Annotated in this window: 32 protein-coding genes; 22 read left to right on the top strand and 10 right to left on the bottom strand. The window is 65.2% G+C overall.

All coding sequences use genetic code 11. The annotated features are described in order from the left end of the window. The first annotated feature begins 163 nt into the window (after positions 1-163). Together GSH16_RS15420 and GSH16_RS15415 are read left to right on the top strand one after the other, a co-directional pair. The gene (locus GSH16_RS15420; RefSeq protein WP_160856510.1) at positions 164-1,423 is read left to right on the top strand and encodes a lytic murein transglycosylase; all 1,260 of its coding nucleotides are present in this window, start codon (positions 164-166) and stop codon (positions 1,421-1,423) included. Positions 1,424-1,640: 217 nt separating this feature from the next. Then, positions 1,641-2,066 carry a thermonuclease family protein gene (locus GSH16_RS15415; RefSeq protein WP_160856509.1) on the top strand — a complete coding sequence of 142 codons (426 nt, stop codon included), beginning with the start codon at positions 1,641-1,643 and terminating at the stop codon, positions 2,064-2,066. On the opposite strand, the gene zapE is transcribed toward GSH16_RS15415, so the two are convergent. Beyond that, on the bottom strand, positions 2,051-3,169 hold the full coding sequence (gene zapE / locus GSH16_RS15410) for a cell division protein ZapE (RefSeq protein ID WP_160856508.1): 1,119 nt from the start codon (positions 3,167-3,169) through the stop codon (positions 2,051-2,053). The genes GSH16_RS15415 and zapE overlap by 16 nt on opposite strands. Before the next feature lie 127 nt (positions 3,170-3,296). Here zapE and GSH16_RS15405 point away from each other — a divergent pair, with 127 nt between their 5' ends. Further along, entirely contained in the window at positions 3,297-4,541 is a 1,245-nt protein-coding gene (locus tag GSH16_RS15405) for an MFS transporter (RefSeq protein ID WP_160856507.1), read from the top strand. A 59-nt stretch (positions 4,542-4,600) separates the two neighbouring features. Here GSH16_RS15405 and GSH16_RS15400 read toward each other — a convergent pair whose 3' ends face one another. From GSH16_RS15400 to trhO, 3 genes are all read right to left on the bottom strand, one after another. After that, complete coding sequence (locus GSH16_RS15400; RefSeq protein ID WP_160856506.1) at positions 4,601-4,855, bottom strand: hypothetical protein; 255 nt, start codon at positions 4,853-4,855, stop codon at positions 4,601-4,603. Positions 4,856-5,351: 496 nt separating this feature from the next. Further along, a complete protein-coding gene (locus tag GSH16_RS15395; protein WP_160856505.1) occupies positions 5,352-5,915 on the bottom strand; it encodes a peptide-methionine (R)-S-oxide reductase in 564 nt (187 codons plus the stop codon). A 104-nt stretch (positions 5,916-6,019) separates the two neighbouring features. After that, on the bottom strand, positions 6,020-6,922 hold the full coding sequence (gene trhO / locus GSH16_RS15390; protein ID WP_160856504.1) for an oxygen-dependent tRNA uridine(34) hydroxylase TrhO: 903 nt from the start codon (positions 6,920-6,922) through the stop codon (positions 6,020-6,022). A gap of 208 nt (positions 6,923-7,130) precedes the next feature. Between trhO and ffh the strand changes: the two genes are divergently transcribed. The 13 genes from ffh (at position 7,131) to GSH16_RS15325 (ending at position 17,042) form a co-directional block, all read left to right on the top strand. Then, a complete protein-coding gene (gene ffh / locus GSH16_RS15385) occupies positions 7,131-8,633 on the top strand; it encodes a signal recognition particle protein (RefSeq protein ID WP_160856503.1) in 1,503 nt (500 codons plus the stop codon). Between the two features lie 5 nt (positions 8,634-8,638). After that, positions 8,639-9,208: a GNAT family N-acetyltransferase gene (locus GSH16_RS15380; RefSeq protein ID WP_160856502.1), complete on the top strand. Its 570-nt coding sequence runs from the start codon at positions 8,639-8,641 to the stop codon at positions 9,206-9,208. Positions 9,209-9,240: 32 nt separating this feature from the next. Continuing rightward, positions 9,241-9,546 (top strand): chorismate mutase, encoded by a 306-nt coding sequence (locus tag GSH16_RS15375; protein ID WP_160856501.1) that lies wholly within the window; start codon positions 9,241-9,243, stop codon positions 9,544-9,546. Between the two features lie 35 nt (positions 9,547-9,581). Next, entirely contained in the window at positions 9,582-9,983 is a 402-nt protein-coding gene (gene rpsP / locus GSH16_RS15370; protein WP_160856500.1) for a 30S ribosomal protein S16, read from the top strand. 20 nt (positions 9,984-10,003) lie between these two features. Beyond that, positions 10,004-10,651, top strand: a complete 648-nt coding sequence (bluB, locus tag GSH16_RS15365; protein WP_160856499.1) for a 5,6-dimethylbenzimidazole synthase — start codon at positions 10,004-10,006, stop codon at positions 10,649-10,651. Next, positions 10,652-10,795 (top strand): hypothetical protein, encoded by a 144-nt coding sequence (locus GSH16_RS15360; RefSeq protein WP_160856498.1) that lies wholly within the window; start codon positions 10,652-10,654, stop codon positions 10,793-10,795. Position 10,796: 1 nt separating this feature from the next. After that, entirely contained in the window at positions 10,797-11,393 is a 597-nt protein-coding gene (rimM, locus tag GSH16_RS15355; protein ID WP_160856497.1) for a ribosome maturation factor RimM, read from the top strand. Beyond that, positions 11,390-12,259 (top strand): tRNA (guanosine(37)-N1)-methyltransferase TrmD, encoded by an 870-nt coding sequence (trmD, locus tag GSH16_RS15350; RefSeq protein ID WP_160856496.1) that lies wholly within the window; start codon positions 11,390-11,392, stop codon positions 12,257-12,259. Before rimM ends, trmD begins: the two co-directional genes overlap by 4 nt. 1 nt (position 12,260) lies before the next feature. Continuing rightward, positions 12,261-12,647: a 50S ribosomal protein L19 gene (gene rplS / locus GSH16_RS15345; protein ID WP_160856495.1), complete on the top strand. Its 387-nt coding sequence runs from the start codon at positions 12,261-12,263 to the stop codon at positions 12,645-12,647. 209 nt (positions 12,648-12,856) lie between these two features. After that, the gene (locus GSH16_RS15340; RefSeq protein ID WP_160856494.1) at positions 12,857-14,197 is read left to right on the top strand and encodes a hypothetical protein; all 1,341 of its coding nucleotides are present in this window, start codon (positions 12,857-12,859) and stop codon (positions 14,195-14,197) included. 376 nt (positions 14,198-14,573) lie between these two features. Further along, the gene (gene rpmE / locus GSH16_RS15335) at positions 14,574-14,795 is read left to right on the top strand and encodes a 50S ribosomal protein L31 (RefSeq protein ID WP_160856493.1); all 222 of its coding nucleotides are present in this window, start codon (positions 14,574-14,576) and stop codon (positions 14,793-14,795) included. Between the two features lie 93 nt (positions 14,796-14,888). Next, on the top strand, positions 14,889-15,698 hold the full coding sequence (locus GSH16_RS15330) for a division plane positioning ATPase MipZ (protein WP_160856492.1): 810 nt from the start codon (positions 14,889-14,891) through the stop codon (positions 15,696-15,698). A gap of 39 nt (positions 15,699-15,737) precedes the next feature. Continuing rightward, on the top strand, positions 15,738-17,042 hold the full coding sequence (locus GSH16_RS15325; protein ID WP_160856491.1) for a UDP-glucose dehydrogenase family protein: 1,305 nt from the start codon (positions 15,738-15,740) through the stop codon (positions 17,040-17,042). A gap of 15 nt (positions 17,043-17,057) precedes the next feature. Here the strand turns inward: GSH16_RS15325 and GSH16_RS15320 are convergent, their stop codons facing one another. Continuing rightward, complete coding sequence (locus tag GSH16_RS15320; RefSeq protein WP_160856490.1) at positions 17,058-18,617, bottom strand: D-alanyl-D-alanine carboxypeptidase family protein; 1,560 nt, start codon at positions 18,615-18,617, stop codon at positions 17,058-17,060. A 243-nt stretch (positions 18,618-18,860) separates the two neighbouring features. Here GSH16_RS15320 and GSH16_RS15315 point away from each other — a divergent pair, with 243 nt between their 5' ends. The 4 genes from GSH16_RS15315 to GSH16_RS15300 all read left to right on the top strand — a co-directional run bounded on the left by GSH16_RS15315 (position 18,861) and on the right by GSH16_RS15300 (position 21,696). Next, on the top strand, positions 18,861-19,310 hold the full coding sequence (locus GSH16_RS15315; RefSeq protein ID WP_160856489.1) for a phasin family protein: 450 nt from the start codon (positions 18,861-18,863) through the stop codon (positions 19,308-19,310). 125 nt (positions 19,311-19,435) lie between these two features. Further along, positions 19,436-19,786, top strand: a complete 351-nt coding sequence (clpS, locus tag GSH16_RS15310) for an ATP-dependent Clp protease adapter ClpS (RefSeq protein WP_160856488.1) — start codon at positions 19,436-19,438, stop codon at positions 19,784-19,786. 15 nt (positions 19,787-19,801) lie between these two features. Next, positions 19,802-20,818 carry a class I SAM-dependent methyltransferase gene (locus tag GSH16_RS15305; protein ID WP_160856487.1) on the top strand — a complete coding sequence of 339 codons (1,017 nt, stop codon included), beginning with the start codon at positions 19,802-19,804 and terminating at the stop codon, positions 20,816-20,818. A gap of 71 nt (positions 20,819-20,889) precedes the next feature. Continuing rightward, complete coding sequence (locus GSH16_RS15300; RefSeq protein WP_160856486.1) at positions 20,890-21,696, top strand: SDR family NAD(P)-dependent oxidoreductase; 807 nt, start codon at positions 20,890-20,892, stop codon at positions 21,694-21,696. A 72-nt stretch (positions 21,697-21,768) separates the two neighbouring features. Here GSH16_RS15300 and GSH16_RS15295 read toward each other — a convergent pair whose 3' ends face one another. Further along, positions 21,769-22,524: a DUF1013 domain-containing protein gene (locus GSH16_RS15295; protein WP_160856485.1), complete on the bottom strand. Its 756-nt coding sequence runs from the start codon at positions 22,522-22,524 to the stop codon at positions 21,769-21,771. 100 nt (positions 22,525-22,624) lie between these two features. On the opposite strand from GSH16_RS15295, the gene GSH16_RS15290 reads away from it, so the two are divergent. Beyond that, positions 22,625-23,275, top strand: coding sequence for a ribonuclease T2 family protein (locus GSH16_RS15290; protein ID WP_160856484.1), 651 nt, complete (start codon positions 22,625-22,627; stop codon positions 23,273-23,275). 74 nt (positions 23,276-23,349) lie between these two features. Here GSH16_RS15290 and GSH16_RS15285 read toward each other — a convergent pair whose 3' ends face one another. The 4 genes from GSH16_RS15285 to GSH16_RS15270 are packed head-to-tail and all read right to left on the bottom strand — an operon-like array spanning position 23,350 to position 26,216. Further along, complete coding sequence (locus tag GSH16_RS15285; RefSeq protein ID WP_160856483.1) at positions 23,350-23,556, bottom strand: hypothetical protein; 207 nt, start codon at positions 23,554-23,556, stop codon at positions 23,350-23,352. Between the two features lie 20 nt (positions 23,557-23,576). Beyond that, a complete protein-coding gene (locus GSH16_RS15280; RefSeq protein WP_407941079.1) occupies positions 23,577-24,590 on the bottom strand; it encodes an NAD(P)H-quinone oxidoreductase in 1,014 nt (337 codons plus the stop codon). A 15-nt stretch (positions 24,591-24,605) separates the two neighbouring features. Then, on the bottom strand, positions 24,606-25,463 hold the full coding sequence (locus GSH16_RS15275; RefSeq protein ID WP_160856482.1) for a branched-chain amino acid aminotransferase: 858 nt from the start codon (positions 25,461-25,463) through the stop codon (positions 24,606-24,608). Positions 25,464-25,481: 18 nt separating this feature from the next. Then, on the bottom strand, positions 25,482-26,216 hold the full coding sequence (locus tag GSH16_RS15270; RefSeq protein WP_160856481.1) for a COQ9 family protein: 735 nt from the start codon (positions 26,214-26,216) through the stop codon (positions 25,482-25,484). Between the two features lie 106 nt (positions 26,217-26,322). Here GSH16_RS15270 and rpsU point away from each other — a divergent pair, with 106 nt between their 5' ends. Continuing rightward, positions 26,323-26,529 carry a 30S ribosomal protein S21 gene (rpsU, locus tag GSH16_RS15265; protein WP_160856480.1) on the top strand — a complete coding sequence of 69 codons (207 nt, stop codon included), beginning with the start codon at positions 26,323-26,325 and terminating at the stop codon, positions 26,527-26,529. Position 26,530: the final 1 nt, after the last annotated feature.

Here is a 26,530-nt window from a genome sequence, read left to right as displayed (position 1 = left end):
AAACGCCCCCGCGCGCGCGGCTGATTTTCCTTGCGGGACAACGGCTTTCGGCAGCCCTTCGCCGACATGTTTCAGCCTTGTGAAATTGGTTTCCGCAACGTCGCCGAACCGCTATCATGGGGGCAGGTAAAAAACAGGCCAAGACCATTGGCAGGAGCAGTTCATGTCGCGCAAATTATTCCCGGCGGCCCTCGCGGCTGCCCTTTCCGTCACATTCCAGCTTGGCGTGCCGGCGCAGGCCGCACCGCAGGGACCGGCCATGGCCCCCGCTGACGCCTCCGCACCCGAAGGCGTGCAGGTCGCCCAGAGCCAGGCCGGGTTCAACCAGTGGAAGCAGCAGTTCCGCGCCAAGGCGCTGCGCGCGGGCATCTCGCCCGCGACCTTCGACCTTGCCTTCCGCAATGTCCGCTACAATCCCGACGTGGTGCGGCGTGACCGCAAACAGTCGGAATTCACCAAATCGCTCTGGGACTATCTCGACAGCGCGGTGTCCGCGAGCCGGATCAACAATGGCCGCGCGGGCTGGAACGAATGGAAGCAGAGCCTGAGCGCGATCGAGGCCCGCTACGGGGTCGACGCCAAAGTGGTCGTGGCGATCTGGGGGCTGGAATCGGCCTATGGCAGCTACACCGGCGACTTCAAGGTGATCGAGAGCTTCGCCACGCTCGCCTATGACGGCCGCCGCCGCAAGTTCGCCGAGGAACAGCTGATCGCGGCGCTGAAGATCGTCCAGTCAGGCGACAAGCATCCCGACCGGATCCTCGGCAGCTGGGCCGGTGCGATGGGCCATACGCAGTTCATCCCGACGAGCTTCCAGGCCTATGCGGTCGATTTCACCGGCGATGGCACGCGCGACATCTGGTATCCGCCGGACGCGCTGGCCTCCACCGCCAACTATCTGGCCAAACATGGCTGGCGCAAAGGCCATCCGTGGGGTCTTGAAGTGGTGCTGCCCGCAGGCTTCGACTATGCGCAGGCCGACCAGTCGAACCGGCAGGCCGTGTCGACCTGGAACGCACGTGGCGTACGGCTGACGGACGGGCAGCCGCTGCCCAACTATGGCGAGGCCGCGATCATCGCGCCTGCTGGCGCGCGCGGGCCGACCTTCGCCGTGTTCCACAATTTCCGCGTCATCAAGCGCTACAACAACGCCACCTCCTACGCGATTGCCGTGGGCCATCTGGGCGACCGGATTGCCGGCGGGCCGGATTTCCGTGCCAAATGGCCACGCGGGGACCAACCGCTGTCGCGGTCGGAGAAAGTGGAGTTGCAGAAACGCCTGACCGCAAGGGGCTTTTCGACCCGCGGCGTGGACGGCAAGATCGGTCCGAACACGATCTCGGCGATCCGCAGCTACCAGCGGTCCGCCGGGCTCGTGCCCGACGGCTATGCCTCGAAACAGCTTCTGAACCGCTTGCGCTGACCGCGCTTGCCCGGTAACAGGCGCGCTTCTGGCCGGAATTCCCGCAATTCTGGCCAGAACCCGCAAGCCAGCCGGGCGTCAATATCCCATTTGACCTTTACGTCATCTGAGGGAGTTGACCCATGAGCGACCGTTTCGACCTGACCCTGATCCTCGCCGCCGTTGCGAGCCTGACCGCAACGACCCTGATCTACCTGTACTGACCCCCGGATTTCCAATGCGTCTTTCCAAACCCATCGCCCGCCTGGTGACTTTCGCCGCGCTGTTCCTGTCGACGCCGGCCGCCGCAACCGACCTGTCGGGCATTGCGCGCACCATCGACGGCGACACGATCCGCGTCGGCAATGTGAAAGTGCGCTTCAACGGTGTCGCCGCGCCGGAACGCAAGACCCGTGCCGGCGAGATGGCGCGGTTGCAGATGCAGAAATGGATCGACGGTAGGCATGTGACCTGCGAACTGAACGGCGAAGTCAGCTACGACCGGATGATCGGCACCTGCTATCTGGACCGAACGAACCTGTCTGCGGCGATCATCGCGGCCGGACTAGCCCGCGACTGCCCGCGCTATTCCGGCGGGCGCTACCGGGAATATGAAACCAGCGCGTCGCGCGAACTGCCCTTTCCGGGCTACTGCCGGGGCTGATCCGGCGCGGGCGGCCAGTCCGCCGCCTGCATCTCGCGCAGTCGCGACGCGGTGCGCTCGAACTCGAACGCCCCTGCCCCGTCCACATAAAGCGCTTCCGGCTCTGCGGCAGCGGAGCAGACAAGCCGCACCCGCGCCTCGTAGAGCGCATCGACCAACGTCACGAAACGCTTCGCCTCGTTGTTCTTCGCCCGCGACAGGGTCGGGATCCGGTCGATTAGGAGCACTTTGACCGCATCCGCCATCGCCAGATAGTCAGCCGGTCCGAGCGGCTTGGCGCACAGCGCCTCGAAGCTTGCTCGGCCGACCCCGCTGCGGAAATGCGGGATCTCGATCCGCCGCCCGTTCACGATGAGCGACAGCGGGCCGCCCTCACCGCCCGCCAGATCCTCCCACGCTGCATCCATATTGGCCGTGGCCTCCGGCCCGAGTGGCGTGAAATAGGTTTCCTGCCCTTGCAGGCGCCCCTGCCGGTGATCGGTCGGGCTTTCCAGATGATGGATGTCGAGCTTTTCCTTGATCCGGTCGATGAAGGGCAAAAAGAGCTGCCGGTTCAGCCCGTCCTTGTAGAGGTCGTCCGGGTGCCGGTTGGAAGTCGTCACGACGATCACGCCGCGCGCGAACAGCTTGTCGAACAGGCGGCCGACGATCATCGCATCGGCAATGTCGGTGATCTGCATCTCGTCAAAGCACAGGAGCACTGCCTCTTCCGCCACCTGCGCAGCGACCGGTTCCAGCGGATCATCCAGCCCCTCGGCGCGGGCGGCCTTCATGCCGGCATGCACCTCCTGCATGAAAGCGTGGAAATGGACCCGCCGCTTGGCCGCCACCGGTGCACCGTCGAAGAACAGGTCCATCAGCATGGATTTGCCGCGGCCAACCCCGCCATAGATATAGAGGCCGGGAATGTCGGACTGGCTGATCTTCTCCCGCCCCCATCCGAACAGCGCGAGGCCGACGCGGGCAGGTTTCCGCGGGTCGTAACCCTGCAGCCGCGTGTGCAGAAGTTGCAGCTTTTCCACCGCCAGACGCTGGGCCGCATCGTCGCGCAGATCGCCCGAGGCGACGCGGTCGCGGAATTGCTGGAGCGGTCCGTCACTCATGCCTGCACGCCTCGTATCATGCCCGTTCATAAGCACATGTCATGGGCTGGATAAAGTATATTGCTTTGACCAACGCACGCCGTGCGGCCAAAGTTGCCGCCCCAAGGGGCAAAAGGGTGCGCACGCGATGCAGAAGACCAACATTTTCACGCCGGTCCTGATCGGCGGCTGCCTGATCCTGCTGATCGGCTTCGGCATCCGTGCCTCGTTCGGCGTGTTCCAGATCCCCGTGGCCGAGGAATTCGGCTGGCCGCGGGCCGAGTTCTCACTCGCCATCGCGATCCAGAACCTCGCCTGGGGGATTGGGCAACCGCTCTTCGGGGCTTTCGCGGAAAAATTCGGCGACAGGCGGGCGATCCTGCTGGGCGCACTGGTCTATGCGGCGGGTCTGGCGCTCACCGCCTTTGCCACGACGCCGCTCGGCCATCAGGCGCTGTCGGTCCTGATCGGCTTCGGTGTGGCCGGCACGGGGTTCGGCGTGGTGCTGGCTGTCGTCGGCCGCGCCAGTTCCGACGAGCACCGGTCCATGTCGCTTGGCATCGCCACCGCCGCCGGCTCGGCCGGTCAGGTGGTCGGGCCGCCTTTTGCGGAAATGCTGCTCGGCGTGATGAACTGGAGCGGGGTGTTCCTTGTCTTCGCGGCGATCATCCTGCTGGTGATCCTCGTGCTGCCGCTGATGCGCACGCCGGCCATGGCGGATGCGGGCAGCCTGGAAGAGAGCATGGGCGAGATCCTGCGCCGCGCCTTCCGCGACCCGAGCTACAGCCTGATCTTCGTCGGCTTCTTTTCCTGCGGCTACCAGCTCGGGTTCATCACCGCGCATTTTCCGGCCTTCGTGACCGAAGTGTGCGGCCCCATCGACCCCGGCTCGATCCTGTCGGGCCTCGGCATCTCGACCACCTCGCAACTAGGGGCCTTGTCCATCGCGCTCATCGGCGCGGCCAATATCGCCGGCACGCTGGCAGCGGGCTGGCTCGGGAAGCGGTTCACGAAGAAATACCTGCTCGCGGGCATCTACTTCGCGCGCACCATCGTCGCGGCCTGGTTCATCATCGTGCCGATGACGCCGGCAACCGTCATCATCTTCTCGATCATGATGGGCGCGCTCTGGCTGGCCACGGTGCCGCTCACCTCCGGTCTTGTCGGCTACATCTACGGGCTGCGCTACATGGGCACGCTTTACGGGATCGTCTTCTTCTCCCACCAGCTCGGGGCCTTCATCGGCGTCTGGCTCGGGGGCGAGCTTTATGACCTCTACGGCAATTACACGCTGGTCTGGTGGGTCGGCGTCGGTGTCGGGCTCTTCTCGGCCATCGTACACCTGCCGATCCGGGAACTGCCGCTGGCACGCGGGCGGGTCGGCACGGCCTGACGCAAAAGAAAAGGGGCGCGCCCTTGCAGGCACGCCCCTGTCCGAAGACCGGATCGCTATTATTCGATGATCGCCATCACGCGTTCTTTCTTCTCGGTCTGGGTATCGTCAGAAGACAGGACACCCTTGATCTCCGTCAGCTGGCCAACGGTCAGAGCCATGATGTCGGTCTCGATGCCGAGGATCTCCAGCTGGTTGTTCACAGCCGCTTCCAGCATGGTCAGCTCTTCGTCCATCGCGGACGCCGCCATCGGCATCATCGCGGAGAAGGACAGGGCAGCAGCAGTTGCGAGTGCGGTCAGCTTCTTGGTCATATCATAGTCTCCCATATTCAGTTTGCGTTTCGGCTTTGGCAGCCGGCGATGAGGAGAGAATGGGTACGGGTTCGGCCCGTCTCAACTCACGTTTGGAGGCGGGAATCCTCACGCAAGCGTGTCGTTGACGGCCCTCTTCACGATCCTGTCACAACCGTGGAACCAAAGGCTGAGTCGCGGAAATGCCAAGCAATACGGGAGATTGGTTCGCGCCTTGAAACATCGATCCCGAAAATGGGAGCAATCCGCGGTCCGGTTCACCATTGTTTCCGACAGGTTCCTTGCGTTCCCGACGGGCCGTTCACGCGCGATGTGATCGGCATTTCGCACGGTCACAATAGGTTGAGGGAACGGCGGCGCCGCCCCTTTTGTTGCGTGACTCGGGCCCGCGTCCGGTTTGGCCGGTTGCGGGCCTTTTTCAGCGTTGGAACATGTGTGTCGGGACCGGTCCGGTGGGCGGGGCCGGTCCCGATTCGCGGGGGCATGCGCGGATGCGTCAGGCGTCCTGCGGCGCAAAATCGAGGCTGGCGCCATTGATACAATGCAGGAGCAGCCCCTCCACCTTGACGATGTGGCCAAGGTGGCTGCCGCAGCGGCGACAATGCGCCTCGATCATCACTTTCACCCCATCGGGCACCGGACCGCCATCGGCCGGCGCCCCGTCGATATCCATCAGCACGGCGTTCGGCACGGAATGGTGGAAAAAGACGTAGCCGACATCGAGTTCCTGCTTCCAGCGTGACTGGTAGAGCGGCAATGCGCAGCCTTTGCAACTGTAGGACCCGTCGCGGGTCTCGTTCCACAAGGGTGAGCTTTTGGGCAGTTCCGTGTCGCCACGGCGCAGCACCAGAAACTCGTTCTTCGTGAGCCGTGATCTCCAGTCGCCGTCGCTGCGGGTCACCTCATAAATGAACCCATCCTGGCCGGGGACAACGGCGGCCTCGGCCGCGTTCGCGAGCGGCACCATCGCGGCGCCGCCAGCCAGAAGAACCGTGCGCCGCGTCGGGCCACCGTTCCGAGAGCGGGGGCCATCTTGATCATGTTGAATATGAGCGGACATAGGATTTCCTCCTGCTATCCAATATAGCGATTCGGAGCATCACCTGCGAAACAAGCCCATGTGAGGGCCGGCTGTATCCTTGCCGTGCTGCGCACCGTGATGCGCTAGCCCAGATGCCTCTCCCCGCGTGCGGCGGCAAGGTCGACCTGCTTCTGCCGTTCGCGGAACCGGGCCTTGCGGGCCGCGTCGGTTTCATCATGGCAGCGCGGGCAGCTGACGCCGCGCTCGAACCGCGGGTCGTCGCGGTCCGCGTCGGTGATCGGGCGGCGGCAGGCATGGCAGAGACCAAAGGGGCCTTCCTTCAGCCCGTGCCCGACCGAGACCCGCCCGTCGAAGACGAAACATTCCCCGTCCCAGAGGCTCTCTTCCTGCGGAATCTCTTCAAGATATTTGAGGATGCCGCCCTTGAGGTGGAACACGTCGCTGACGCCCTGACCGAGCAGGTAGTTGGTCGATTTCTCGCACCGGATACCGCCGGTGCAGAACATGGCAACGCGCTTGTTGTGGAACCGTTCGGCATTTTCCGCCCACCAGGCGGGAAACTCGCGGAAGCTCTTGGTCTGCGGGTCGACCGCGCCGCGAAAGGTGCCGATCTCGACCTCGTAATCGTTGCGCGTGTCGATGACGACCACATCATCCTGCGCGATCAGGTCGTTCCAGTCCTCGGGCGCGACATAGGTTCCGACATGCGCGCGCGGGTCGACATCGGGCTGGCCCATGGTGACGATCTCGCGCTTCAGGCGCACCTTCATCCGCAGGAAGGGCATCTCCGACGCGTGGCTTTCCTTATGCTCCAGCGCGGCGCATCCCGGCAGGCCGCGCAGATGCGCGAGCACCGTATCGATCCCGTCACGGCTGCCGGCGATGGTCCCGTTCACGCCCTCGCCCGCGATCAGGAGCGAGCCGCGCACGCCCGCGCCGTCGCAGACTGCCTGCAGCGGCGTGCGCAGTGCGGCGGGATCGTCGAACCGGGTGAAATGATAGAAGGCAGCAACCACATATGTCATGGGCGCGCTCTTACCAGCGGGCCGGACGGTTGCCAAGCGGTGCGGGCCCTCGGCCCTTGATCTTCGGGATCAACGGGTGTAAGGCCCGCAGGAATTCCGGAAGCTCGACCCTTCCGGTCCTGGCTCATGAGCAGGATCGCCATCCGTCAGCGCGTTGCGCCCACGGGTGCCGTTCCGGTTTGCAACACGGTCTCTAGGAGGGACGCGGATGTTTGAAAATCTGTCAGACCGCCTGTCCGGCGTCCTGGACAAGCTCACCAAACAGGGGGCGCTGTCCGAAGCCGATGTGGCGACCGCCCTGCGCGAGGTCCGCGTGGCCCTGCTCGAAGCCGACGTGTCGCTTCCGGTGGCCCGCGATTTCGTCAAGGCCGTGCAGACCAAGGCCGAGGGTCAGGCCGTCACCAAATCCGTCACGCCCGGACAGCAGGTCGTCAAGATCGTCCATGACGAGCTGGTGCATGTGCTGGCCGGCGATGCGGCCGATATCGGCGCGCTGAAGATCGACAGCCCGCCCGCGTCCATCCTGATGGTCGGCCTTCAGGGCTCGGGCAAGACCACCACCACCGCGAAACTCGCCAAACGCCTGTCCGAGCGCGACAAGAAGCGCGTGCTCATGGCCTCGCTCGACACGCGCCGCCCGGCGGCGATGGAACAGCTGGCCGTCCTTGGCACCCAGATCGGCGTCGACACGCTGCCGATCGTGCCCGGTCAGGATGCGGTCGCGATTGCCAAGCGCGCCAAACAGCAGGCCACGCTCGGCGGCTATGACGTCGTCATGCTCGACACGGCCGGCCGCCTGCATGTCGATGACGAACTGATGGGCGAAGTCGCCGCCGTGCGCGACGCGACCAAGCCGCACGAGACGCTGCTCGTCGTCGACGGGTTGACCGGTCAGGACGCTGTCAACGTGGCGGAACAGTTCGACGGTCAGGTCGGCATCTCCGGTGTCGTGCTGACCCGGATGGACGGTGACGGGCGCGGCGGTGCGGCACTCTCGATGCGCGCTGTCACCGGCAAGCCGATCAAGTTTGTGGGCCTCGGCGAGAAAATGGACGCGCTGGAGGAATTCCACCCCGAACGCGTCGCCGGTCGCATCCTGGGCATGGGCGACATCGTCTCGCTCGTGGAAAAGGCGCAGGAAACCATCGAGGCCGAGCAGGCCGAGCGGATGATGAAACGCTTCCAGAAGGGTCAGTTCAACATGAACGACCTGAAGAAGCAGCTCGAACAGATGCAGCAGATGGGCGGCATGCAGGGCATCATGGGCATGATGCCGGGCATGGGCAAACTGTCCAAGCAGATGGAAGAGTCGGGCATGGATGACAGCGTCATCCGCCGCCAGATCGCGCTGATCCAGTCGATGACCAAGAAGGAACGCGCCAATCCGCAGATCATGCAGGCGAGCCGCAAGAAGCGCGTGGCCGCCGGCGCCGGCCTTGAAGTGTCGGACTTGAACCGGCTGCTCAAGATGCAGCGGCAGATGGCCGACATGATGAAGAAGATGGGCAAGATGGGCAAAAAAGGCATGATGCGCGGCGCGCTCGGCCAGATGTTCGGCAAGGGCGGTATGCCGCCCGGCGGAATGCCCGGCGGCCTGCCCGGTGCTGGTGCGGCTGGCGATGCACCTGCGTCCCTGCCCCCGGGCTTCCCCGGCATGCCGGGCGGTGGCGCGCTGCCGCCGGGCCTCAGCGGGTTCGGCAAGAAGAAATGACCGCCATGCTCGCCCCGGTCCACCTGCCCGCGCCCGGCGCTGCGATTGCAGCATCGGCCCGCGCCGCGCTTCCGGTTCTGGAAACGGACCGGCTGGTGCTGCGCGCGCCCGAGCTTGGCGACTTCGCGCTCTTTGCCGACCTACTGTCGGGCGACCGGGCGCGCTTCATGGGCGGACCGCAGGACGAGCTCCAATCCTGGTATGATTTTGCCAATTACAGCGCCGGCTGGCTCCTGCGCGGGGACGGCATGTTCACCGTCACGGAAGACAGCACGCCGGTCGGGTTCATCTTCGCAGGCTGCGAGCCGAAGGACCGGGGCATCGAACTGGGCTTCATGATGAGCGCCGCCGCAGAGGGCCGCGGGCTCGCCTTCGAGGCTGCAACCGCCGCACGCGACCACCTCTTTTCCATCGGGGCGCCGTCGATCCTCAGCTTCGTGGCACCGGGCAATGCCCGTGCCCGCGCACTGGCCGAACGGCTCGGTGGAACGCTCGACGCCTCGTCGACCCCGCGGACCTGCGTCTACCGCTACGCGCGCGACCTGGCCGTCCTGCCGCCGGAGGGATCGGCATGACCCATACGCCCGACAGCCAAACGGAGGCCCCCATGACCGATGCAACCACACGCGCGGCCGAGCTGCTCAAGGACCATCGCGACAGTATCGACCGGCTGGATGCGATCCTCGTCTTCACGCTGGCGGAGCGGTTCAAGCACACGCAGGCCGTGGGCGAGTTGAAGGCCGGCCATGCGCTGCCGCCCTCCGACCCGCACCGCGAATCCCAGCAGATCGCGCGGCTCGAAGAACTGGCCGAACAGGCAGATCTCGACCCCGCCTTCGCAAAGAAATTCCTGACCTTCATCATTTCCGAAGTCATCAGGCATCACCACCAGATCAAGAATTCGGACGGCTGACCGTCCGCAACCGGCTATGTAAGGAGAAACTCAAAATGGCCATCAAAATTCGTCTCGCCCGTGGCGGCTCCAAGAAACGTCCCTTCTACCGCATCGTGGCTGCCGACAGCCGCATGCCGCGTGACGGCCGCTTCATCGAGAAGCTCGGCACCTACAACCCGCTCCTGCCCAAGGACAGCGAAGAGCGCGTGAAAATGGACATGGACCGTGTGAACCACTGGCTGTCCGAAGGCGCGCAGGTCACCGACCGTGTGGCCCGCATGCTCGAAGCGGCCGGCGTCAAGGAAAAGGCCGAGCGCAACAACCCGCAGAAAGCCAAGCCGGGCAAGAAAGCCACCGAACGCGCCGAAGAGAAAGCCGCCAAGGCTGCCGAAGCGGCTGAAGCCGAGGCCGCTGCTGCCGAAGCTCCGGTGGAAGAAGAAGCCGCGGCCGAGTAAGGCCGGGGCGACGGTCGATCATGGGCCAAGACACTGCCCCGCCGGAATTCTCCGACAGGTTCAGGGACCAGTTCGACCAGCTGATGCGGTGGCGGCGCGACGTGCGCCGCTTCCGTCCCGACCCGGTGCCGGCAGAGACCTGCCGGCGCCTCGCGGGTCTCGCCGCGCTGGCCCCATCCGTGGGCCTGTCGCAACCGTGGCGTTTCGTCTCTGTGGAAAGCGACGCGGCACGCGCGAAGATGCGCGACAATTTCGAGACCGAAAATGCACGCGCGCTCGCCGGATATGATGGCGAGCGGGCGCAGCTTTATGCGGGTCTGAAACTTTCGGGCCTCGACGATGCACCCGTCCATTGGGCGGTGTTCTGCGACGAGGCCACCGACAGCGGCAGCGGGCTCGGAGCGCGCACCATGCCCGAGATGCGGCGCTATTCGGTCGTGGCCGCGATCACCCAGATCTGGCTGGCGGCGCGGGCCGAGGGGCTCGGCATCGGCTGGGTGTCGATCCTCGATCCCGACCGCGTGGTGCGGGACCTCGGGGTTGACCCGGACTGGCGTCTGGTGGCCTATCTCTGCGTCGGCTATCCGGCAGAGGACAGCACCGAACCCGAGCTGGCGCGGGCCGGCTGGGAAACGCGGTCCGCCGAAATTGTGATGGATGTGCGCTGAATGCGGCGTCTTCTGATCCTTGTTGCGCTGGTCGGCGGCATCTGGCTTGGCTGGACGATGCATGCGTTCATCGCGAAAGACAGTTGCCTCGATGCGGGCGGAAAATGGGATGGCTGGCGCGGCGTCTGCCTTGGAGTGAATTGAGATGAATGCCAAAACGGGACCCAATGACCGGATCTGTGTCGGCGCCATTGCGGGCGCGTTCGGCGTGCGCGGCGAGGTGCGGCTGAAAAGCTTCTGCGCCGAGCCGGCGGCCATTGCCGATTATGCGCCGCTCACCACAGAAGATGGCAGCCGCCGCTTCTCTGTCCGGTTGGTCCGTCCGGTCAAGAGCGCCTTTGCCGCGCGGCTCGGCGGGGTCTCCACGCGGGAGGAGGCGGAAGCGCTCAAAGGCACGCGGCTCTATGCGGAACGGTCCGCCCTGCCGGCTTTGCCCGATGACGAGTTCTATCATTCCGACCTGATCGGGCTGGAAGTGGTCGACAGTGGAGGCGAACGGCTCGGCCGGGTCCGCGCAATCCACGATCACGGCGCGGGCGACCTGCTGGAAGTGTTCGGGCCGGGCCTGCGCACCACACTGCTTCTGCCCTTCACGCGGGAAGTCGTGCCGACCGTCGACCTGACCGCAGGCCGGATCATCGCCGACCCGCCCGAGGGTCTGAAGCCCGGCGAGGGTGAGGACGATGCGCCCGACGGGGCCGATGGCGGAGCCCGGACCCCGTCGCGGAGCAAGGGCCGATGACCGACCGCCCGCGATCCCACGGGCGCAAGTCGATCCGCCTGTCCGCCCAGCCGCGCGACCTGATGACCGCGCGGCCGGAACTGGCCAACAGCTGGACCGCGCGCGTGCTGACGCTTTATCCGGACATGTTTCCCGGCGTGCTCGGCCAGTCGCTGACCGGCCGCGCGCTGGATGAGGGGCTCTGGTCGCTCGATCCGGTCGATATCCGCCAGTTTGCCACCGACCGGCATCGCACGGTCGACGATACGCCTGCGGGCGGCGGCGCGGGCATGGTGCTGAAGCCCGATATCGTTGCCGCTGCGCTCGACGCGGCCGACAGCGGATTGCCGCGCGCCGACTGGCCGGTCATCTACCTCTCGCCCCGCGGGCGTCGGTTCGACCAGCAGACCGCGCACCGCCTGGCGGGTGCCAAGGGTGTCACCCTGCTCTGCGGCCGGTTCGAAGGCGTCGACCAGCGCGTGCTCGATGCGCGCGATGTCGAGGAGGTCTCGCTCGGCGACTTCGTCCTGACCGGCGGAGAGATTGCCGCTCAGGCCTTGATTGATGCCACGGTTCGACTTATACCGCGCGTGCTTGGGAATCAGGCATCCACGGAAGAGGAAAGCTTCTCCGACGGATTGCTCGAACACCCGCACTACACGAGGCCGACGGAATGGGAAGGCCGCGCGATCCCGGAAATTCTCCTTTCCGGACATCACGCGAAGATCGCCGAATGGCGGCACGCCCAGTCCGAAAACCTCACCAAGGAACGTCGTCCCGACCTCTGGCGGGCTTACCTTGAACGTCAAGGCAAGGACCCGGTGAGAGACCATGAGCTCTCGGACGCGCAGATCATCGCCGCAAAAGGCGAGCAAAAGGACGATTGAAATGAACATTATCGAACAGCTCGAAGCTGAGCAGATTGCCGGTCTCGGCAAGGACATTCCCGATTTCGCAGCCGGTGACACCGTGCGTGTCGGCTACAAAGTGACCGAGGGCACCCGTACCCGCGTCCAGAATTACGAAGGCGTCTGCATTGCCCGCAAGGGCGGCGACGGCATCGCCGCGGCTTTCACCGTGCGCAAGATCTCCTTCGGCGAAGGTGTCGAGCGTGTTTTCCCGCTCCACTCGCCCAACATCGACAGCATCACCGTCGTGCGCCGCGGTAAGGTTCGCCGCGCGAAACTCTACTACCTGCGCTCGCGCCGCGGTAAATCGGCCCGTATCGCCGAGAAGACCAACTACCGTCCGCTTGCGGACAAGTCCGACGCCTGATCGGCGGTCTCCGGACACAGGATTTGACGCGGGCGGCCTTCGGGCCGCCCGTTTTCGTTTCAGCCCCCGGCGTTCGCCACCGCCGGACCTGCGCAAAAGCGCAACGGTTTCAGCATGTTCCGCCAGCTCGCGCTGCCCGACGGGCGACAGGATGCCGGTCTACATGATAGGCTCTGCCTCAAACCCCGACGATACGAGGGACGAGAGGCATGGGCATGATGAAATTTCTGGCGCGGTCCTACGCGCTGTCGGTGATCGTCTTCATCCGGATGATTCCGATCCTGTTGCTCACCTTCGGACTGCTCGGCATCCTGATCTGGAGCATACCGAACGAGATCGTGATCGTCGGTCTGCTGATCGCCTCCGGGCTGTTCCTGCCAAGTTTTCTCTGGCTCTGTACCCTCCGCGGCGGGCTGATCCACCTGCGCTGCACCGGCGCCTATTCGCTCAAGGGCCTAATGATGGGCACGCTGCGCATGATGTTCGCGCATCTGCTGCCCGCGGGCATCCTGATGATCCTCGCGTCCATCGTGGTCCTTGTCGGCCTGTCCTTCGCGCTGCCCGACGTGTCCGTCCCTGACCTGTCGGCGCCTGCCGCGGACACGGGCCAGACCAGCACGCCGGTCGACAATCCGTTGCGCGGCAACACCCAGAGCACCGGCGCGAAATCCGTCACCGTCACGCCGACGGCCGAGACCGAGCGCCGCCCGTTCTTCAACATGGACCCGGTTCTGGCGATGCTGGAGGGAAATCCGCTCTGGGTGAGCCTGCCCATCTACCTGATCGCGGGCGCCGTCTACGGGATTTTCGGCGTGCCGATGGCCGCAACAGCCGTGAATGTGGGGCGGACCGGCGAACGCCATGACCTGATCTTCGGCATGGGCGCGCAATGGCTGCGGCTCACATTGCTCTATCTCACCCTGTTTCTGGTGCCTGCCTTCTTCTTCGCGCTGGCACCGCAAACGATGGACCTCCTGTCCGGCGACGAGGTGCCCGAAAGCCTCGACCAGCTGAAGTCGCTGTCCATCTTCATCTTCATCGGGCTGGCCTTCAGCCTCTATAGCAATTTCATCTATGCGGCCGGCTGCGCCCTCGCCTACCAGGCCCATCGCGAGATTGCCCACGAGCGGCACCGCCAGACCATCGAACTGATCGACCGGAACGCGCCAGCGGCGGACGATTTCAAGGCCCTGATGGCCGAACGACAGGCAAAGACCCTTGTGGGCGGCTCGGCACCCACCCCGGCGGCAGCCAGCGACCCGGTAGCGGTATCGGACCCGGTGGCAGATCCGGCCGACACAACCGCCGCGCCCCTGCCACAAGACGACCCGGCAACGGACGAGATCTACGATCCGAACCCGGTGCCCGCTTCAACTGACACGCCCGCGCCGGACCCGCTGCCGCTCACAGATACTGCACCGGATATCGCGCCGGAGCCCGCGCCGCCGGCTCCGGCAGAGGCACCGCCTCAGCCGCAGACATCGGACGAAGATGCCGAGGAAGATCCGGACTGGCTGGGAAAATATCTCGACAAGCCCGACCAGCGCTGAAGGAGCGCGGGCGGAGATCGAGGAACGGACGCGCAGACAGGGGCGCCCGTTCCTCCGAGACCGAAAAGCAGAAAGTGTGTAGCGAGAGGTGACCCGGCCAGCGGCATGGCTGGATCACGAACGTCCCTCACTGGTCCCCACCACACGTTCTGTCACTCGTTACACATCTGTCATTCTGCCCAAGGAAGCGGCGAGCGTTTGACGCAAATTGGGTTTCATCATGGTTTCGGCACCACATTTCCTCCACAAAGGTAAACCGCTTGCCAAGATTGCCCAAGGCGGGTAAAGACGCGGCTTCAGTTTTCCGTCGGGCGACGGGCTTCCCGGGGCATCAGGCCGCCGTGGCGCGTTCAGTCCGGCATATCGGAGCGAGACCATGAAAAAAGACATTCATCCCGAGTATCACGTCATCGACGTGAAAATGACCGACGGGACGGTCGTGAAGATGAAATCCACCTACGGTGCAGAGGGCGACACGCTCGCACTCGAAATCGACCCGACCGCGCATCCGGCATGGACCGGCGGCGGCGCCCGCCTGATGGATACCGGCGGCCGCGTGTCCAAATTCAAAAAGAAATACGAAGGTCTCGGTTTCTGATCTTCCCGCCTTCGGGCGGTTGCGGTATGACGGAAACGCGCTCCAGCCGGGGCGCGTTTTTTCATGTCGGGGTGACGGACGGAGCGGGCGCAGATGGCGCATATCATCGTGCTGGGCAACGAGAAGGGCGGTTCGGGCAAGTCGACCACCTGCATGCACCTGATCGCCGCCTTGCAGCGCGCCGGCAAGGGGGTCGGGGCCATCGACCTCGACTTGCGCCAAACGAGCCTCTTCCGCTATCTCGACAACCGCCGCGCCTTCGTCGCGCGGGAAGGCATTGCCCTGCCCGAGCCGGAGCGGGGCGTGCTGGCGCTCTCCACCCGTGACAGCCAAGCCGACGCGCTGGCCGAGGAGGAGGAGAATTTCGCAGCCGTTCTGAACCGGCTCGACCAGAGCTGCGATTTCATCGTCATCGACTGCCCCGGCGCCCATACCCGCTATGCCCGCATGGCCCATGCCGCGGCGGACACGCTCATCACCCCGATGAATGACAGTCTGGTGGATTTCGACCTGCTGGCGCGGCTCGATCCGGCCAGCGGCGATGTGCTCGGCCCGTCGGTCTATGCCGAAGGCGTTTGGAAAGCGCGGCAGATGCGGATGAAGGCGGGACTGAAACCGCTCGACTGGGTGGTCCTGCGCAACCGCATGGCGCATGTGAACGCCCATAACCGGGCCCGTGTCGGCGATGCGCTGACCGAACTGGCCCCACGCATCCAGTTCCGGATCGTGCCGGGCTTCTCCGAGCGGGTCATATTCCGCGAACTGTTCCTCAACGGCCTGACGCTTCTGGACCTGCGCGACGTGGGCCAGGGGTCGCTCAACATGTCGAACCTCGCCGCGCGACAGGAACTGCGCGACCTGTTGCGGGCCCTTTCCCTTCCAAACGTGAAGGTTTCTTTCTAAGACTTCCTGAGTGTTTGTTTATTCATTGAGGGCGGGCTTATGCAGATTTCCATGATCGGCACCGGATATGTGGGACTTGTCTCCGGCGTCTGTTTTTCCGATTTCGGCCATGACGTGACCTGCGTCGACAACCAGCCCGACAAGGTCGAGAAGCTGAAACGCGGCGAAGTGCCGATCTATGAACCCGGTCTCGACGAGATGATGGCCCGCAACATGGCGGCCGACCGGCTGGCGTTTACCGGCGATCTGGGCGCGGCGGTGGCGGCCTCCGACGCGGTGTTCATTGCGGTCGGCACGCCCACCCGGCGCGGCGACGGCCATGCCGACCTGACTTATGTCTACGAGGCGGCACGCCAGATCGCGGCCAACCTGCGCGGCTACACGGTCGTGGTCACCAAATCGACCGTGCCCGTCGGCACCAACCAGGAGGTCGAGCGGATCATCCGCGAGGCCGCGCCGGAGGCCGATTTCGACGTGGCCTCCAACCCCGAATTCCTGCGCGAAGGCGCGGCGATCGAGGATTTCATGCGGCCCGACCGTGTCGTCGTCGGCTGCACCTCGGACCGCGCGCGCGACGTGATGCACAATATCTACCGGCCGCTGTCGCTGCGCGAAGCCCCGATCCAGTTCACCGATCTGGAAAGCGCCGAGCTGATCAAATATGCGGCCAACGCTTTCCTTGCGACCAAGATCACCTTCATCAACGAAATGGCCGATCTGTGCGAGGTCACGGGTGCGAACATCAAGGATGTCGCCCGCGGCATGGGGCTCGACAACCGGATCGGCTCGAAATTCCTTCATGCGGGGCCGGGCTATGGCGGCTCCTGCTTCCCCAAGGACACATCGGCGCTGGCCCGGATCGGACAGGACCATGCCCGTCCGGTGCAGATCGTGGAGACCGTGATCCGGGTGAACGACAATCGCAAGCGAGCCATGGTCGACAAAATCCTCGACCTGTGCGGCGGGTCGGTGAACGGCAAGCGGATCGCGGTGTTCGGCGTCACCTTCAAACCCAATACCGACGATATGCGCGATGCGCCCTCGCTGGTCGTGGTGCCTGCGCTTGTCGGTGGCGGCGCAGAAGTGCGGATCGTCGACCCGCAGGGCCAGAAGGAAGGTGCAGCCCTGCTGCCCGGCGCAAGCTGGCACGAGGATGCCTATGAGGCGGCCGAGGGCGCCGACGCGGTCGTGATCCTGACCGAATGGAACGCGTTCCGTGCGCTCGATCTGCAGCGTCTGGGTGATGCGATGGCGGTACCGGCCATGGCGGACCTGCGAAACATCTACGCCCCGGACGATGCCCGGGGCGCTGGTTTCACCTATATCTCGATCGGCCGGTCCTGAGCCGAACCGGGCGGGTCAGCCGCCCGGCGCGATCATCTCGCAGTTGGACGCGCGCGCCCGCAGCCGCTCGCAGGCCTTCATGGCCTTGTCCTCGGTCAGTCCGTCGAACCGCGCCTGATAGAGCTGCGTGCCCCGCACCACGGCCGGCTTGACCGACCGGGTCGCGCCTTCGAGCGCCTGCAGGTCCTGCAGCGCGGTAATCACAAGCGAGCGCTCTGCCTTGTTGCGCGTGTTGTAGGCGCCGATCTGGACGGCCCAGCTGTCGCCGCTCTGGCGCGCGACCTGCGGTTCCTCCGGCTGGATCTGCGGCAGGCTGACGGTAGCTGCGGCAGAGGCCACACGCACGCCGCCGCGCGGGATCGGCCGGCCGAGCGGGAAATCGGGACCGTCGGGCATGGTGGCAACCGCCACGGCCACGGCCTTGTCGACCTCCTCGCGCACTTCAGCCGAAATTGCCGGCGCCGGGGTCTGGTTCGGGCGGAGATCACGCCCGTCCTGCGACACCATCGCGACCTGCATTACCTGCGCCACGGCATCCGTGACGGTGGCAGGCTGGCCGGACGTGGTCTGAACGGCTGCGACAGCCGTGGGCGTTGCCGTGCTGCCCGTGTCGAGCGCGGCCAGCTGCACGTTGCCGGACGGCGACATGAATGCGGCGGGGCGCGGGATCGGGCGCTGGCTGCGCGCAGCAGCCGCAATCGCCGTTACGGCACGATGCGCGCCGGCGACGGCGCGGTAGTTGATCGTCGCAGGCCGTGCGATCGCCACGCGGCTCGGCGCCTTGCGGAACCCGTAGTCGAGCAGCTCGGCCACACGCTTGTTGCGCGCCGCGGAACTGGAGCCGCCGAAGAGCGACACGATGATCCGCTCGCTGCCCCGCTCGGCGGAGGCCACGAGGTTCGACCCGGCCGCGTTGGTATAGCCGGTCTTGATCCCGTCCGCGCCGCGATAGGCGTCGAGCAGGCGGCGGTTGGTGTTATAGACCGTCTTGATCCCGGCCGAGGTCGAGCGGCGGGAGAAGAGGTTGTAATATTCGGGGAAGTCGTAGAAGAGCTGCCGCCCCAGAATGGCCATGTCGCGCGCCGTGGACAGATGTCCGCTCTGCGTCAGACCGGAGGCGTTCTTGAAGGTGGTCTTCTTCATGCCGATAGCGCGGCCCACCTCGGTCATCTTGACCCCGAAGGCGCTTTCGCTGCCCGACACGGCCTCGGCCAGAGCCGCTGCCGCATCATTGGCCGATTTCACGGCGCAAGCCCGGATCAGGTAGCGCAAGGCAATCTTCTGCCCGGGCCGCAGTCCCAGCTTCGAGGGCGGCTTGCCAGCCGCATAGCGCGATATGGTGACTTTCTGGTCGAGCGACATGCGCCCGGCCCGGATTTCCTGGAAGACGATATAGAGTGTCATCATCTTCGTCAGAGACGCGGGGTGAAGCCGCGTGTCCGCATTTTCCGAATGGTAGACCTTGCCGCTGCGTGCATCCATCACGAGCGCGGCATAGGGCGCCGCCCCGGCCACCGTTGCAAATAGGGAAATAACCAGCGCCAGACCAAACCGGCGCGCTGCCTGTACTGTCATCGGAACCCCGACGTTGCTCGAACTCTGCCTCTCGGCCCGCTTTTACGGTGCCGTTATTTTTGTGATTGCGAGAACGGTAACACGGGTCCGGCGGGGCGAAAACAGTTTTGTTTTATTGACATTTCGGACCGTTGCGGATGCGCCGCAGCCCCGCGATGGTGCGCTGCAACAAAAAACTTTGACGCGGCGCAACAAATGCCCTATATACTGCGGCAGAGACATCTGTCGCCAAGGAGACTAACAATGGCTACCGCTTCTAAATCTACCAAGACTGCCGCCGCCAAGGTTGAAGACCTGGCTGCCGACACCCAGAAAATGGTCACCGAACAGTTCGACAAAGCCACCAAAGGCTTTGAGGAAATTTCGGAATTCTCGCAGAAGAACGTCGACGCGCTCGTGAAATCGTCCGAAGTCGCCGCCAAGGCTGCTGAAGGCATGAACGCCGAATACACCGCCTTCGCGAAGAAATCCTTCGACGAATCGGTTGCCGCCGCCAAAGACTTCGCTGCGTCCAAGACCGTGAGCGAGCTGGTCGAGAAGCAGACCGCTTTCGCCCAGTCCTATTTCGAAGGCTTCGTCGCCCAGTCGACCAAGATGAACGAAATGTTCGCTGCGGCTGCGAAAGACATGACCGCTCCGGTCACCGAGCGGATGACCGCCGCGACCGAGATGGTCAAGACCTACAACGCCTGAGCGCCGCGGCCCCACGGGGCCGTGACCCAGCGATGACGGAAAAGGGGGCAGCCGCCCCCTTTTCTCTTTTTGCCCGCCGGATTATATACTCTGTTCCGGTTTCTTGAGATCGCGAGCGGAGTCCGATGACCCAAACGGTTCACGACCTTGTCCTGTCTGCCGGCCCTGATCACGAGGATGAGGGCGATGCGCAGCTTGCGACCAAGACGCGGCCCAAGACCCAGCGGCCGCCGCTCTACAAGGTGCTTCTCCTGAATGACGATTACACGCCGATGGAATTCGTGGTCCACGTTCTGGAGCGGTTCTTCGGCATCACCCACCAGCAGGCGGTGGACATCATGCTGACCGTGCACCGCAAGGGGCTGGCCGTGGTCGGCGTCTTCTCGCACGAGATCGCGGAAACCAAAGTGACGCAGGTGATGGACTATGCCCAGCGCAACCAGCACCCGCTCCAGTGCACCATGGAAAAAGAATAGGACGCGCGGCGCGCCATGCAGCCCATTGAACGGTTCCTCATGCCCTTCGACGACGGGCACTTGTCGCTCGACGGCGCCGGACCGGTGCTGGTGGTTCGCCCCGAGCCCAATCCCGGCCTCGGCCGGTTCGCGCCCGAGGGGCTGACCGTCGAGCACGGGTTCCGGCCCGCGGTCGACCGCCTGCTGTCGGACGGACATGAGGTGACGCCGGAGGCCGAGGGGCTCTACGGGCTCGCCATCCTGCACATCACCCGCCAGCGCGACGCCAACCGCAGCCTGATCGCCCGTACCTGGGACAGGCTGCGCCCCGGCGGGCGGTTGGTGATCGACGGCGCGAAGACGGACGGGATCGACAGCCTCCTGAAAGCGCTGAGGACTTGGGTACCGGTGGACCAGACCATCTCCAAGGCCCATGGCAAGGTCGCGTGGACCGCGCCGAAGGAAACCCCGTTCCCGCAGGAGGCCGGCTGGCACGGCGCGCTCGACCTGTCGGCCAACCCCGACGGGTTCCAGACATCGAGCCTGATGTTCAGCCCCGACCATCCCGATCCCGGATCGGCGCTGCTGGCGCAGGTGCTGCCCGGGCGACTGCGCGGGCAGGTTGCCGATCTCGGCGCCGGCTGGGGCTGGCTGGCTTTGCAGGCGCTCGACAGCAATCCCGAGATCACCGCCATTGACCTGATCGAGGCCGAGCATCAGGCGGTGCAGGCGGCCCGCGCCAACGTGACCGATCCGCGCGCGACGGTGATCTGGGCCGATGCGACGAGCCTCAGCGCGCCCGATCCGGCCTATGACCGGGTGATCTCGAACCCGCCTTTCCACACCGGCCGCAAGCCCGACCCGAGCCTCGGCCAGGCATTCATTCTTGCCGCTGCGCGCATCCTCAAACCGCAGGGCAAATTCCTGATGGTTGCCAACCGGCAGCTGCCCTACGAGGCCGAACTCGACCGCTGTTTCCGCCATACACAGGTGCTGGAACAGACTGGCACCTACAAGGTGATCGAGGCGATCCGCCCGCGATCCAAGGTCTGACAGACGGCCATGGCTCGCCTCGCGCACCAAACTCCCCTACCATGCGCCCATATGAGCCGACAGGAGCCGACATGACCCCCCCACTTACCGGCAAGACCGCCATTGTTACCGGCGCCGCATCGGGCGTCGGCCTGGCCACGGCGCGGCGATTTGCCGAAGCCGGCGCCCGCGTCGTGATGGCCGGAACCGACGAGGCGCAGCTGAAGGCCGAGGCCGAACAGCTGACGGAAGACGGGGCGGAAGTTCAGGTCTTCTCCGCCGATCTGCGCGAGAAGCTGGCGGTTGCCAATCTCATCGCCTCGGCTACCGATGCGTTCGACAGGATCGATATTCTGGTCAATGCGAGCCGGACCGTCATGTCCGCCGATCCGCTGGATGCGGAGACGGATATTTTCGAGCCGCTCATGCAGCAGAACGTGATCGCGCCTCTGCGGCTCAGTCAGGCTGTGGCACGCAAGATGATCAAGCAATGCCCCGACGCCAAGGACGGGGAATGTATCGGCTCTATCGTCAACATCACCTCGATCGCCGCGGAACGCACCCTGCCCTCGCTCATGTCCTATTCGGTGGCCTGCGCGGCCGTCGACCAGTTGACGCGCGCGCTCGCCGTCTCGCTGGCCGGTCACGGGATCCGGGTCAATGCGGTGGCGCTTGGCTCGGTCCTCTCGACATCGCTGAAGGATGCGCTTTCGACCCATGAGGACCTGCATGATCAGGTCCGAGACGTGACCCCGCTCGGCCGGATCGGCGAGCCGGTGGAAGCGGCCGAAGCCGCGCTGTTTCTTGCCTCGCCGCAGGCCAGTTTCGTCACCGGGCAGATTCTCGCGGTGGATGGCGGACGCACCCTGCTCGATCCGCTCGACGGCCCCGCCTACTGACAGCCCGGCCGGTCGCTACCCATGAAAAAGGGCCCCGCGGGGCCCTTTAGCGTGTCAGGTGAGCGCAGCCGCTCAGCTGTCCTTGTCCGTATCTTCATCCTCGTCGCTGCTCGACGGCAGGTTGAAGAGGCTTTCCGCATCGACGGGTGTCTCTTCGCTCTTCTCCGGCTCCGACTCGCCCAGCGTGAAGTTTTCCAGCCCCGAGAGATTGGAGGGCACGCGCGGCTCGGCATCCATTTGCAGCGACTGTTCGGTGGAGACGAGCTTCATCCGCTCGTCATCCGACATGAGCGTGCCGTCCTTGGCCTTGGCCTTCGCGGCCTTGGCAACGGCGGCATCCAGTTCCGTCTGCCGGCACATGCCGAGCGCCACCGGATCGATGGGCGAGATGTTGGCGATGTTCCAGTGCGTCCGCTCGCGGATCGACTGGATGGTCGGCTTGGTGGTGCCGACCAGCTTGGAAATCTGGCCGTCGGTCAGCTCCGGATGGAACTTCACCAGCCAGGCAATCGCGGCCGGGCGGTCCTGACGCTTGGACAGCGGCGTGTACCGCGGCCCCTTGCGCTTGGTCTCGCCCTCGGCAGCGGGGTTGTACATCAGCTTCAGCGACGCTTTGGGGTTGCCCTCACAGCGTTCGATTTCCTCCGCCGTCAGCTGGCGGTTGGCAATCGGGTCGAACCCTTTGACGCCCACCGCGACCTCGCCATCGGCGATGCCGTTCACTTCCAGTTCGTGCAGACCGCAAAATTCGGCAATCTGCTTGAAGGACAGGGTCGTATTGTCCACCAGCCAGACCGCAGTCGCTTTCGCCATCAGGGGCAGTGCCATGAGACATCTCCTTACGCATATCCATCCCGGTCCGAAAACTCGGTTGCGCCATGCGCTGTTAGAGGTTTTCGCGGGGAATTCCGCGCCGTATATAGGCCAGATGCGGCGATTGTTAAAGTCCTTTTCTTGCCTGCTCACGCTGCTCGCGGGACCGGCCCTTGCCGATGGTGAACGGCCCGGCGACTTCGATTTCTACGTGCTCGCCCTGTCCTGGTCGCCCAGTTGGTGCGCCGCCGAGGGCGCCGCGCGCGGGGCCGATCAATGCGCCCCCGGCGCGGGGACAGGCTTCATCCTTCACGGGCTCTGGCCGCAATATGATGATGGACGCTGGCCGCAGCATTGCCCGCGCGTGACCCGCGATCCGTCCCGGGCGGAAACCGGTGCGATGGGGCCGCTCATGGGCGGCGCCGGACAGGCCTGGTACCAGTGGAAGAAACATGGCCGCTGCGCGGGGCTCGATCCGGCGGATTATTTCGATCTGGCGCGCGATGCCTTTGGCCGGATCACACGGCCGGGGCTGTTGCGGGACCTCGACCGTGACATCCGCCTGCCCGCCGATCTGGTCGAGGAGGCCTTTCTGGAGGCCAATCCGGACCTTGCGCCGGAAAACCTGTGGGTGACCTGCCGGGACGGGCGCATCGCGGAGGTGCGGGTCTGCCTGTCACGGGACGGGCGCGCACCGGTCGACTGCGGGGCGTCCGCCACCCGTGCCTGCCGGATGAGAGAGGCGCTCTTCCCCGCGATTCGCTGACTGGCGCCCCCCCTGAAACCCAAAACGGCGCCCCGATGGAGCGCCGTTATCCGTTCGATCTATGGATGTGCCGGTCAGGACGAGGGCACGGCGCGCAGGATCACCTCGGACCCGTCGGCCAGCGTGCAGACCGGTGCAGTGCCGGTCTTGCCGACACGATATTCAAGCGTTCCGCCCTTGGCCTCGCAGGCCGCGACGAGCGGGTCGACCGGTTCGGGCTCCGAACAGGCGCTGAGGATGGCCCCTGAGGCCAGGACGGCAACGGCTAAAGTCAATCTCATGGATAGTCCTTTCTTGCTGCTCATTGCGAATCGGCGGACTGCCAACCGCTGAGCACAAGCTTACCGATATGGTCCGAGCTTTCCATTCTCGCATGCGCGTCCGCCGCGCGGTCGAAGGGAAAGCGGCTGTCCATCACCGGCGCGACCGCACCGGACGACAGGAGCGGCCAGACCTGCTCTTCGAGGGCGCGGGCAATCTCGGCCTTGGCCTGCACCGACTGCGGACGCAAGGTTGATCCGGTCACGGTCAGGCGTTTGACCATCACTTGGGCGAAATTCACTTTCGCCACCGCCCCGCCGAGGAACGCGATCATCACCAGCCGCCCGTCAAGCGCCAGCGCCTTCAGATTGCGCGGAATATAGTCGCCGCCCACCATGTCGAGGATCAGGTCCGCTCCGCGCCCGTCCGTGGCCTTGCGGATCGCGTCCCCGAAATCCGTTTCGCGATAGTTGAAGGCGGCCTCGGCCCCCAATGTCTCGCAGAAGGCGCATTTCTCCGCGCTGCCGGCGGTGGCGAAGACCCGCGCCCCGAAGGCCCGCGCCAACTGGATCGCCGTGGTGCCGATGCCCGAACTGCCGCCATGGACCAGAAACACCTCGCCCGCTTTCAGCCGCCCGCGCATGAACACGTTCGTCCAGACGGTGAAATAGGTCTCGCAAAGCGCGGCGGCTTCCTCCATCCCGAGCCCGTCCGGAACCGGCAATGCATGGTCGGCGGACGTTGTCGCATATTCCGCATAGCCGCCACCGGGCAGGAGCGCGCAAACCCGGTCGCCCACAGACCAGCGCGACACGCCGCCCCCGACCGCCACGACCTCACCCGCCGCTTCCAGCCCAGGAAGGTCGGAGGCGCCGGGCGGCGGATCATAGGCGCCCGCGCGCTGCAGCGCGTCGGGCCGGTTCACACCCGCAGCCGAAATGCGGATCAGGATCTCCCCGGCGGCCGGTTCCGGCACCGGGCGTTCGGTCGGGCGAAGCACCTCCGGCCCGCCCGGTGCGGTGATCTCGATGGCACGCATCGTGGCTGGCAGCATGGGTCCCTCCCCCGTTCAGTTGCCGTGGGCGTAGGCCCAGTAAAGCTCGCGGGCCAGCGTCGTCATCGGCCCCTGCGGCAGGGTGCGCTCCTCGAACCGCGCGACCGGCATGACCTTGGCGATATTGCCGGTCACCCAGATCTCGTCGGCCTTCGCGAAATCCTCGACCGTCAGCGACGCCTCGGTGACCGGATGGCCTTCGGCCGCCAGAAGTTTCATCACCCGCTGGCGGGTCAACCCGTTCAGGAATGTGCCGTTCGGCACCGGGGTGAGGATCTCCCCGTCGCGGACCATGAACACATTGGTGGAGGCGGTTTCCGCGACATGGCCGTCAATGTCGAGCGAGAGCGCATTGGAAAAGCCACGCGCGCGCGCATCGGCCATGATCCGCCCGTTATTGGCATAGAGCGATCCCGCCTTGGCCTCGGTCATCGCCATGTCCTGTCGCGGGCGGCAATAGGGCGACACTGTGAGCGAGAAATTGCCCGGCTCGGGCATCGGCAGGGTTTCAAGGCAGAGCGCGAAGCCGGTGCTGTCGGGATCGATGTCGATGATGCCGGGCGTGCCCTCACGCGACCACATCATCGGCCGGATATAGAGCGCCTGATCGGGGGCGAATTTCTTTGCCCCCTCCTCCATCAGGCCGAGAACCTCGTCGGCGGTCACCTTCGGCACCATGCCCATCGCGCGGGCGGACCGGATGATCCGTTCTGCATGGAGGTCGAGATCCGGGCGCACGCCCTCGAACTGGCGGGCCCCGTCGAACACCTGGCTGCCGAGCCAGGCCGCATGGTCCGCGGCCCCGATGATCGGTGCGTTGCCCTCGTGCCAGCGCCCCTCGTAAAAGGTGACGATCTGCGATCCCAAAGCCATGCGTGGTCCCTCCCGGCCTTAGCGCCGGGGTGACCCCGGCAGGTTTTGCGCGGCAGATTGGCGAGGCGCCCGGATCAATTCAAGCGGGTTGAAGGGGCTTTTTTCAAAGCGCCGCGCGATCGGGTTCTCGCGCAACTTTGCTTTGAATTTCTCGAACTGCATGACATTTTCGATCCGCCGGTCGAGGAAGGCCCAGCTGCGGGCATGGCCATCCGAATCGTCGCCCAGCCAGTAGAGCAGCGTTGCCGAATAAACGCCCGACAGCGTCGCCCGCTTCGTGTACCAATTCACATCCTGTGATGTGTCGCCGAGCGCCGACCAGATCACATCCGCCGTGTTCCAGACGAGCGCGGTCCCGTCGGCCGCATTCTGTGGCAGCGCAAAGAGCGCGGCGGCGCGGCGCACAATCTCCTTGTCCCCCTCGATCAGTTCCAGCCGGTGCCGCACGCCATAGGCGACACGATCGCGGAACCGCATCGTGCCCAGATCGGTAGCTTCCAGATCGGCGCGCAACTGCGCATCGCCGCGCAGGTGGAAGGCGCGGGCCAGATCGACGCCCCCGCGCGGGAAGGCCGCGCGCGCGGCCGCGGGCTCGACACCGGCATCGGACGCGGCGGCCGCGATCGCGTCGGCCGACCAGCCGTCGAACGCAACATGGACCAGCGCCGCGTCCAAGATGCGGTCGCGGATGTCCGCCCCGGGCGCATCGCCCGCGGGCCCTTTGTTTTCAGGCGTCTGTGGCGTGTCGGTCATGTCCGGCTCCCTTCGGGCGGGCAGTATAGACAAGCCGCCCCGCGGTTGCTATACAGCGCGTTCCTGCAATTCTTGCAAATCCAACTTAGAAAGGTGGTGACACCACATGCAGGTAATGGTTCGCGACAATAATGTCGATCAGGCGCTCCGTGCGCTGAAGAAGAAACTGCAGCGCGAAGGCGTGTTTCGTGAAATGAAGCTTCGGCAGCATTACGAAAAGCCGTCCGTGAAAAAGGCCCGTGAAAAGGCCGAAGCCGTCCGCCGTGCGCGGAAGCTGGCGCGGAAGAAATTGCAGCGCGAAGGTCTTCTGTAAG

The sequence above is a fragment of the Oceanomicrobium pacificus genome, from assembly GCF_009833495.1.
GTDB lineage: Bacteria > Pseudomonadota > Alphaproteobacteria > Rhodobacterales > Rhodobacteraceae > Oceanomicrobium > Oceanomicrobium pacificus.
The sequence above is the reverse complement of the archived record's forward strand: the minus strand, read 5'-3'. Positions and strand labels throughout refer to the sequence as shown.

Coding starts and splice junctions, on each gene's coding strand:
- GSH16_RS15420 (WP_160856510.1), top strand. CDS start 164: ATGTCGCGCAAATTATTCCCGGCGGCCCTCGCGGCTGCCCTTTCCGTC.
- GSH16_RS15415 (WP_160856509.1), top strand. CDS start 1,641: ATGCGTCTTTCCAAACCCATCGCCCGCCTGGTGACTTTCGCCGCGCTG.
- zapE (WP_160856508.1), bottom strand. CDS start 3,169: ATGAGTGACGGACCGCTCCAGCAATTCCGCGACCGCGTCGCCTCGGGC.
- GSH16_RS15405 (WP_160856507.1), top strand. CDS start 3,297: ATGCAGAAGACCAACATTTTCACGCCGGTCCTGATCGGCGGCTGCCTG.
- GSH16_RS15400 (WP_160856506.1), bottom strand. CDS start 4,855: ATGACCAAGAAGCTGACCGCACTCGCAACTGCTGCTGCCCTGTCCTTC.
- GSH16_RS15395 (WP_160856505.1), bottom strand. CDS start 5,915: ATGTCCGCTCATATTCAACATGATCAAGATGGCCCCCGCTCTCGGAAC.
- trhO (WP_160856504.1), bottom strand. CDS start 6,922: ATGACATATGTGGTTGCTGCCTTCTATCATTTCACCCGGTTCGACGAT.
- ffh (WP_160856503.1), top strand. CDS start 7,131: ATGTTTGAAAATCTGTCAGACCGCCTGTCCGGCGTCCTGGACAAGCTC.
- GSH16_RS15380 (WP_160856502.1), top strand. CDS start 8,639: ATGCTCGCCCCGGTCCACCTGCCCGCGCCCGGCGCTGCGATTGCAGCA.
- GSH16_RS15375 (WP_160856501.1), top strand. CDS start 9,241: ATGACCGATGCAACCACACGCGCGGCCGAGCTGCTCAAGGACCATCGC.
- rpsP (WP_160856500.1), top strand. CDS start 9,582: ATGGCCATCAAAATTCGTCTCGCCCGTGGCGGCTCCAAGAAACGTCCC.
- bluB (WP_160856499.1), top strand. CDS start 10,004: ATGGGCCAAGACACTGCCCCGCCGGAATTCTCCGACAGGTTCAGGGAC.
- GSH16_RS15360 (WP_160856498.1), top strand. CDS start 10,652: ATGCGGCGTCTTCTGATCCTTGTTGCGCTGGTCGGCGGCATCTGGCTT.
- rimM (WP_160856497.1), top strand. CDS start 10,797: ATGAATGCCAAAACGGGACCCAATGACCGGATCTGTGTCGGCGCCATT.
- trmD (WP_160856496.1), top strand. CDS start 11,390: ATGACCGACCGCCCGCGATCCCACGGGCGCAAGTCGATCCGCCTGTCC.
- rplS (WP_160856495.1), top strand. CDS start 12,261: ATGAACATTATCGAACAGCTCGAAGCTGAGCAGATTGCCGGTCTCGGC.
- GSH16_RS15340 (WP_160856494.1), top strand. CDS start 12,857: ATGGGCATGATGAAATTTCTGGCGCGGTCCTACGCGCTGTCGGTGATC.
- rpmE (WP_160856493.1), top strand. CDS start 14,574: ATGAAAAAAGACATTCATCCCGAGTATCACGTCATCGACGTGAAAATG.
- GSH16_RS15330 (WP_160856492.1), top strand. CDS start 14,889: ATGGCGCATATCATCGTGCTGGGCAACGAGAAGGGCGGTTCGGGCAAG.
- GSH16_RS15325 (WP_160856491.1), top strand. CDS start 15,738: ATGCAGATTTCCATGATCGGCACCGGATATGTGGGACTTGTCTCCGGC.
- GSH16_RS15320 (WP_160856490.1), bottom strand. CDS start 18,617: ATGACAGTACAGGCAGCGCGCCGGTTTGGTCTGGCGCTGGTTATTTCC.
- GSH16_RS15315 (WP_160856489.1), top strand. CDS start 18,861: ATGGCTACCGCTTCTAAATCTACCAAGACTGCCGCCGCCAAGGTTGAA.
- clpS (WP_160856488.1), top strand. CDS start 19,436: ATGACCCAAACGGTTCACGACCTTGTCCTGTCTGCCGGCCCTGATCAC.
- GSH16_RS15305 (WP_160856487.1), top strand. CDS start 19,802: ATGCAGCCCATTGAACGGTTCCTCATGCCCTTCGACGACGGGCACTTG.
- GSH16_RS15300 (WP_160856486.1), top strand. CDS start 20,890: ATGACCCCCCCACTTACCGGCAAGACCGCCATTGTTACCGGCGCCGCA.
- GSH16_RS15295 (WP_160856485.1), bottom strand. CDS start 22,524: ATGGCACTGCCCCTGATGGCGAAAGCGACTGCGGTCTGGCTGGTGGAC.
- GSH16_RS15290 (WP_160856484.1), top strand. CDS start 22,625: ATGCGGCGATTGTTAAAGTCCTTTTCTTGCCTGCTCACGCTGCTCGCG.
- GSH16_RS15285 (WP_160856483.1), bottom strand. CDS start 23,556: ATGAGATTGACTTTAGCCGTTGCCGTCCTGGCCTCAGGGGCCATCCTC.
- GSH16_RS15280 (WP_407941079.1), bottom strand. CDS start 24,590: ATGCTGCCAGCCACGATGCGTGCCATCGAGATCACCGCACCGGGCGGG.
- GSH16_RS15275 (WP_160856482.1), bottom strand. CDS start 25,463: ATGGCTTTGGGATCGCAGATCGTCACCTTTTACGAGGGGCGCTGGCAC.
- GSH16_RS15270 (WP_160856481.1), bottom strand. CDS start 26,216: ATGACCGACACGCCACAGACGCCTGAAAACAAAGGGCCCGCGGGCGAT.
- rpsU (WP_160856480.1), top strand. CDS start 26,323: ATGCAGGTAATGGTTCGCGACAATAATGTCGATCAGGCGCTCCGTGCG.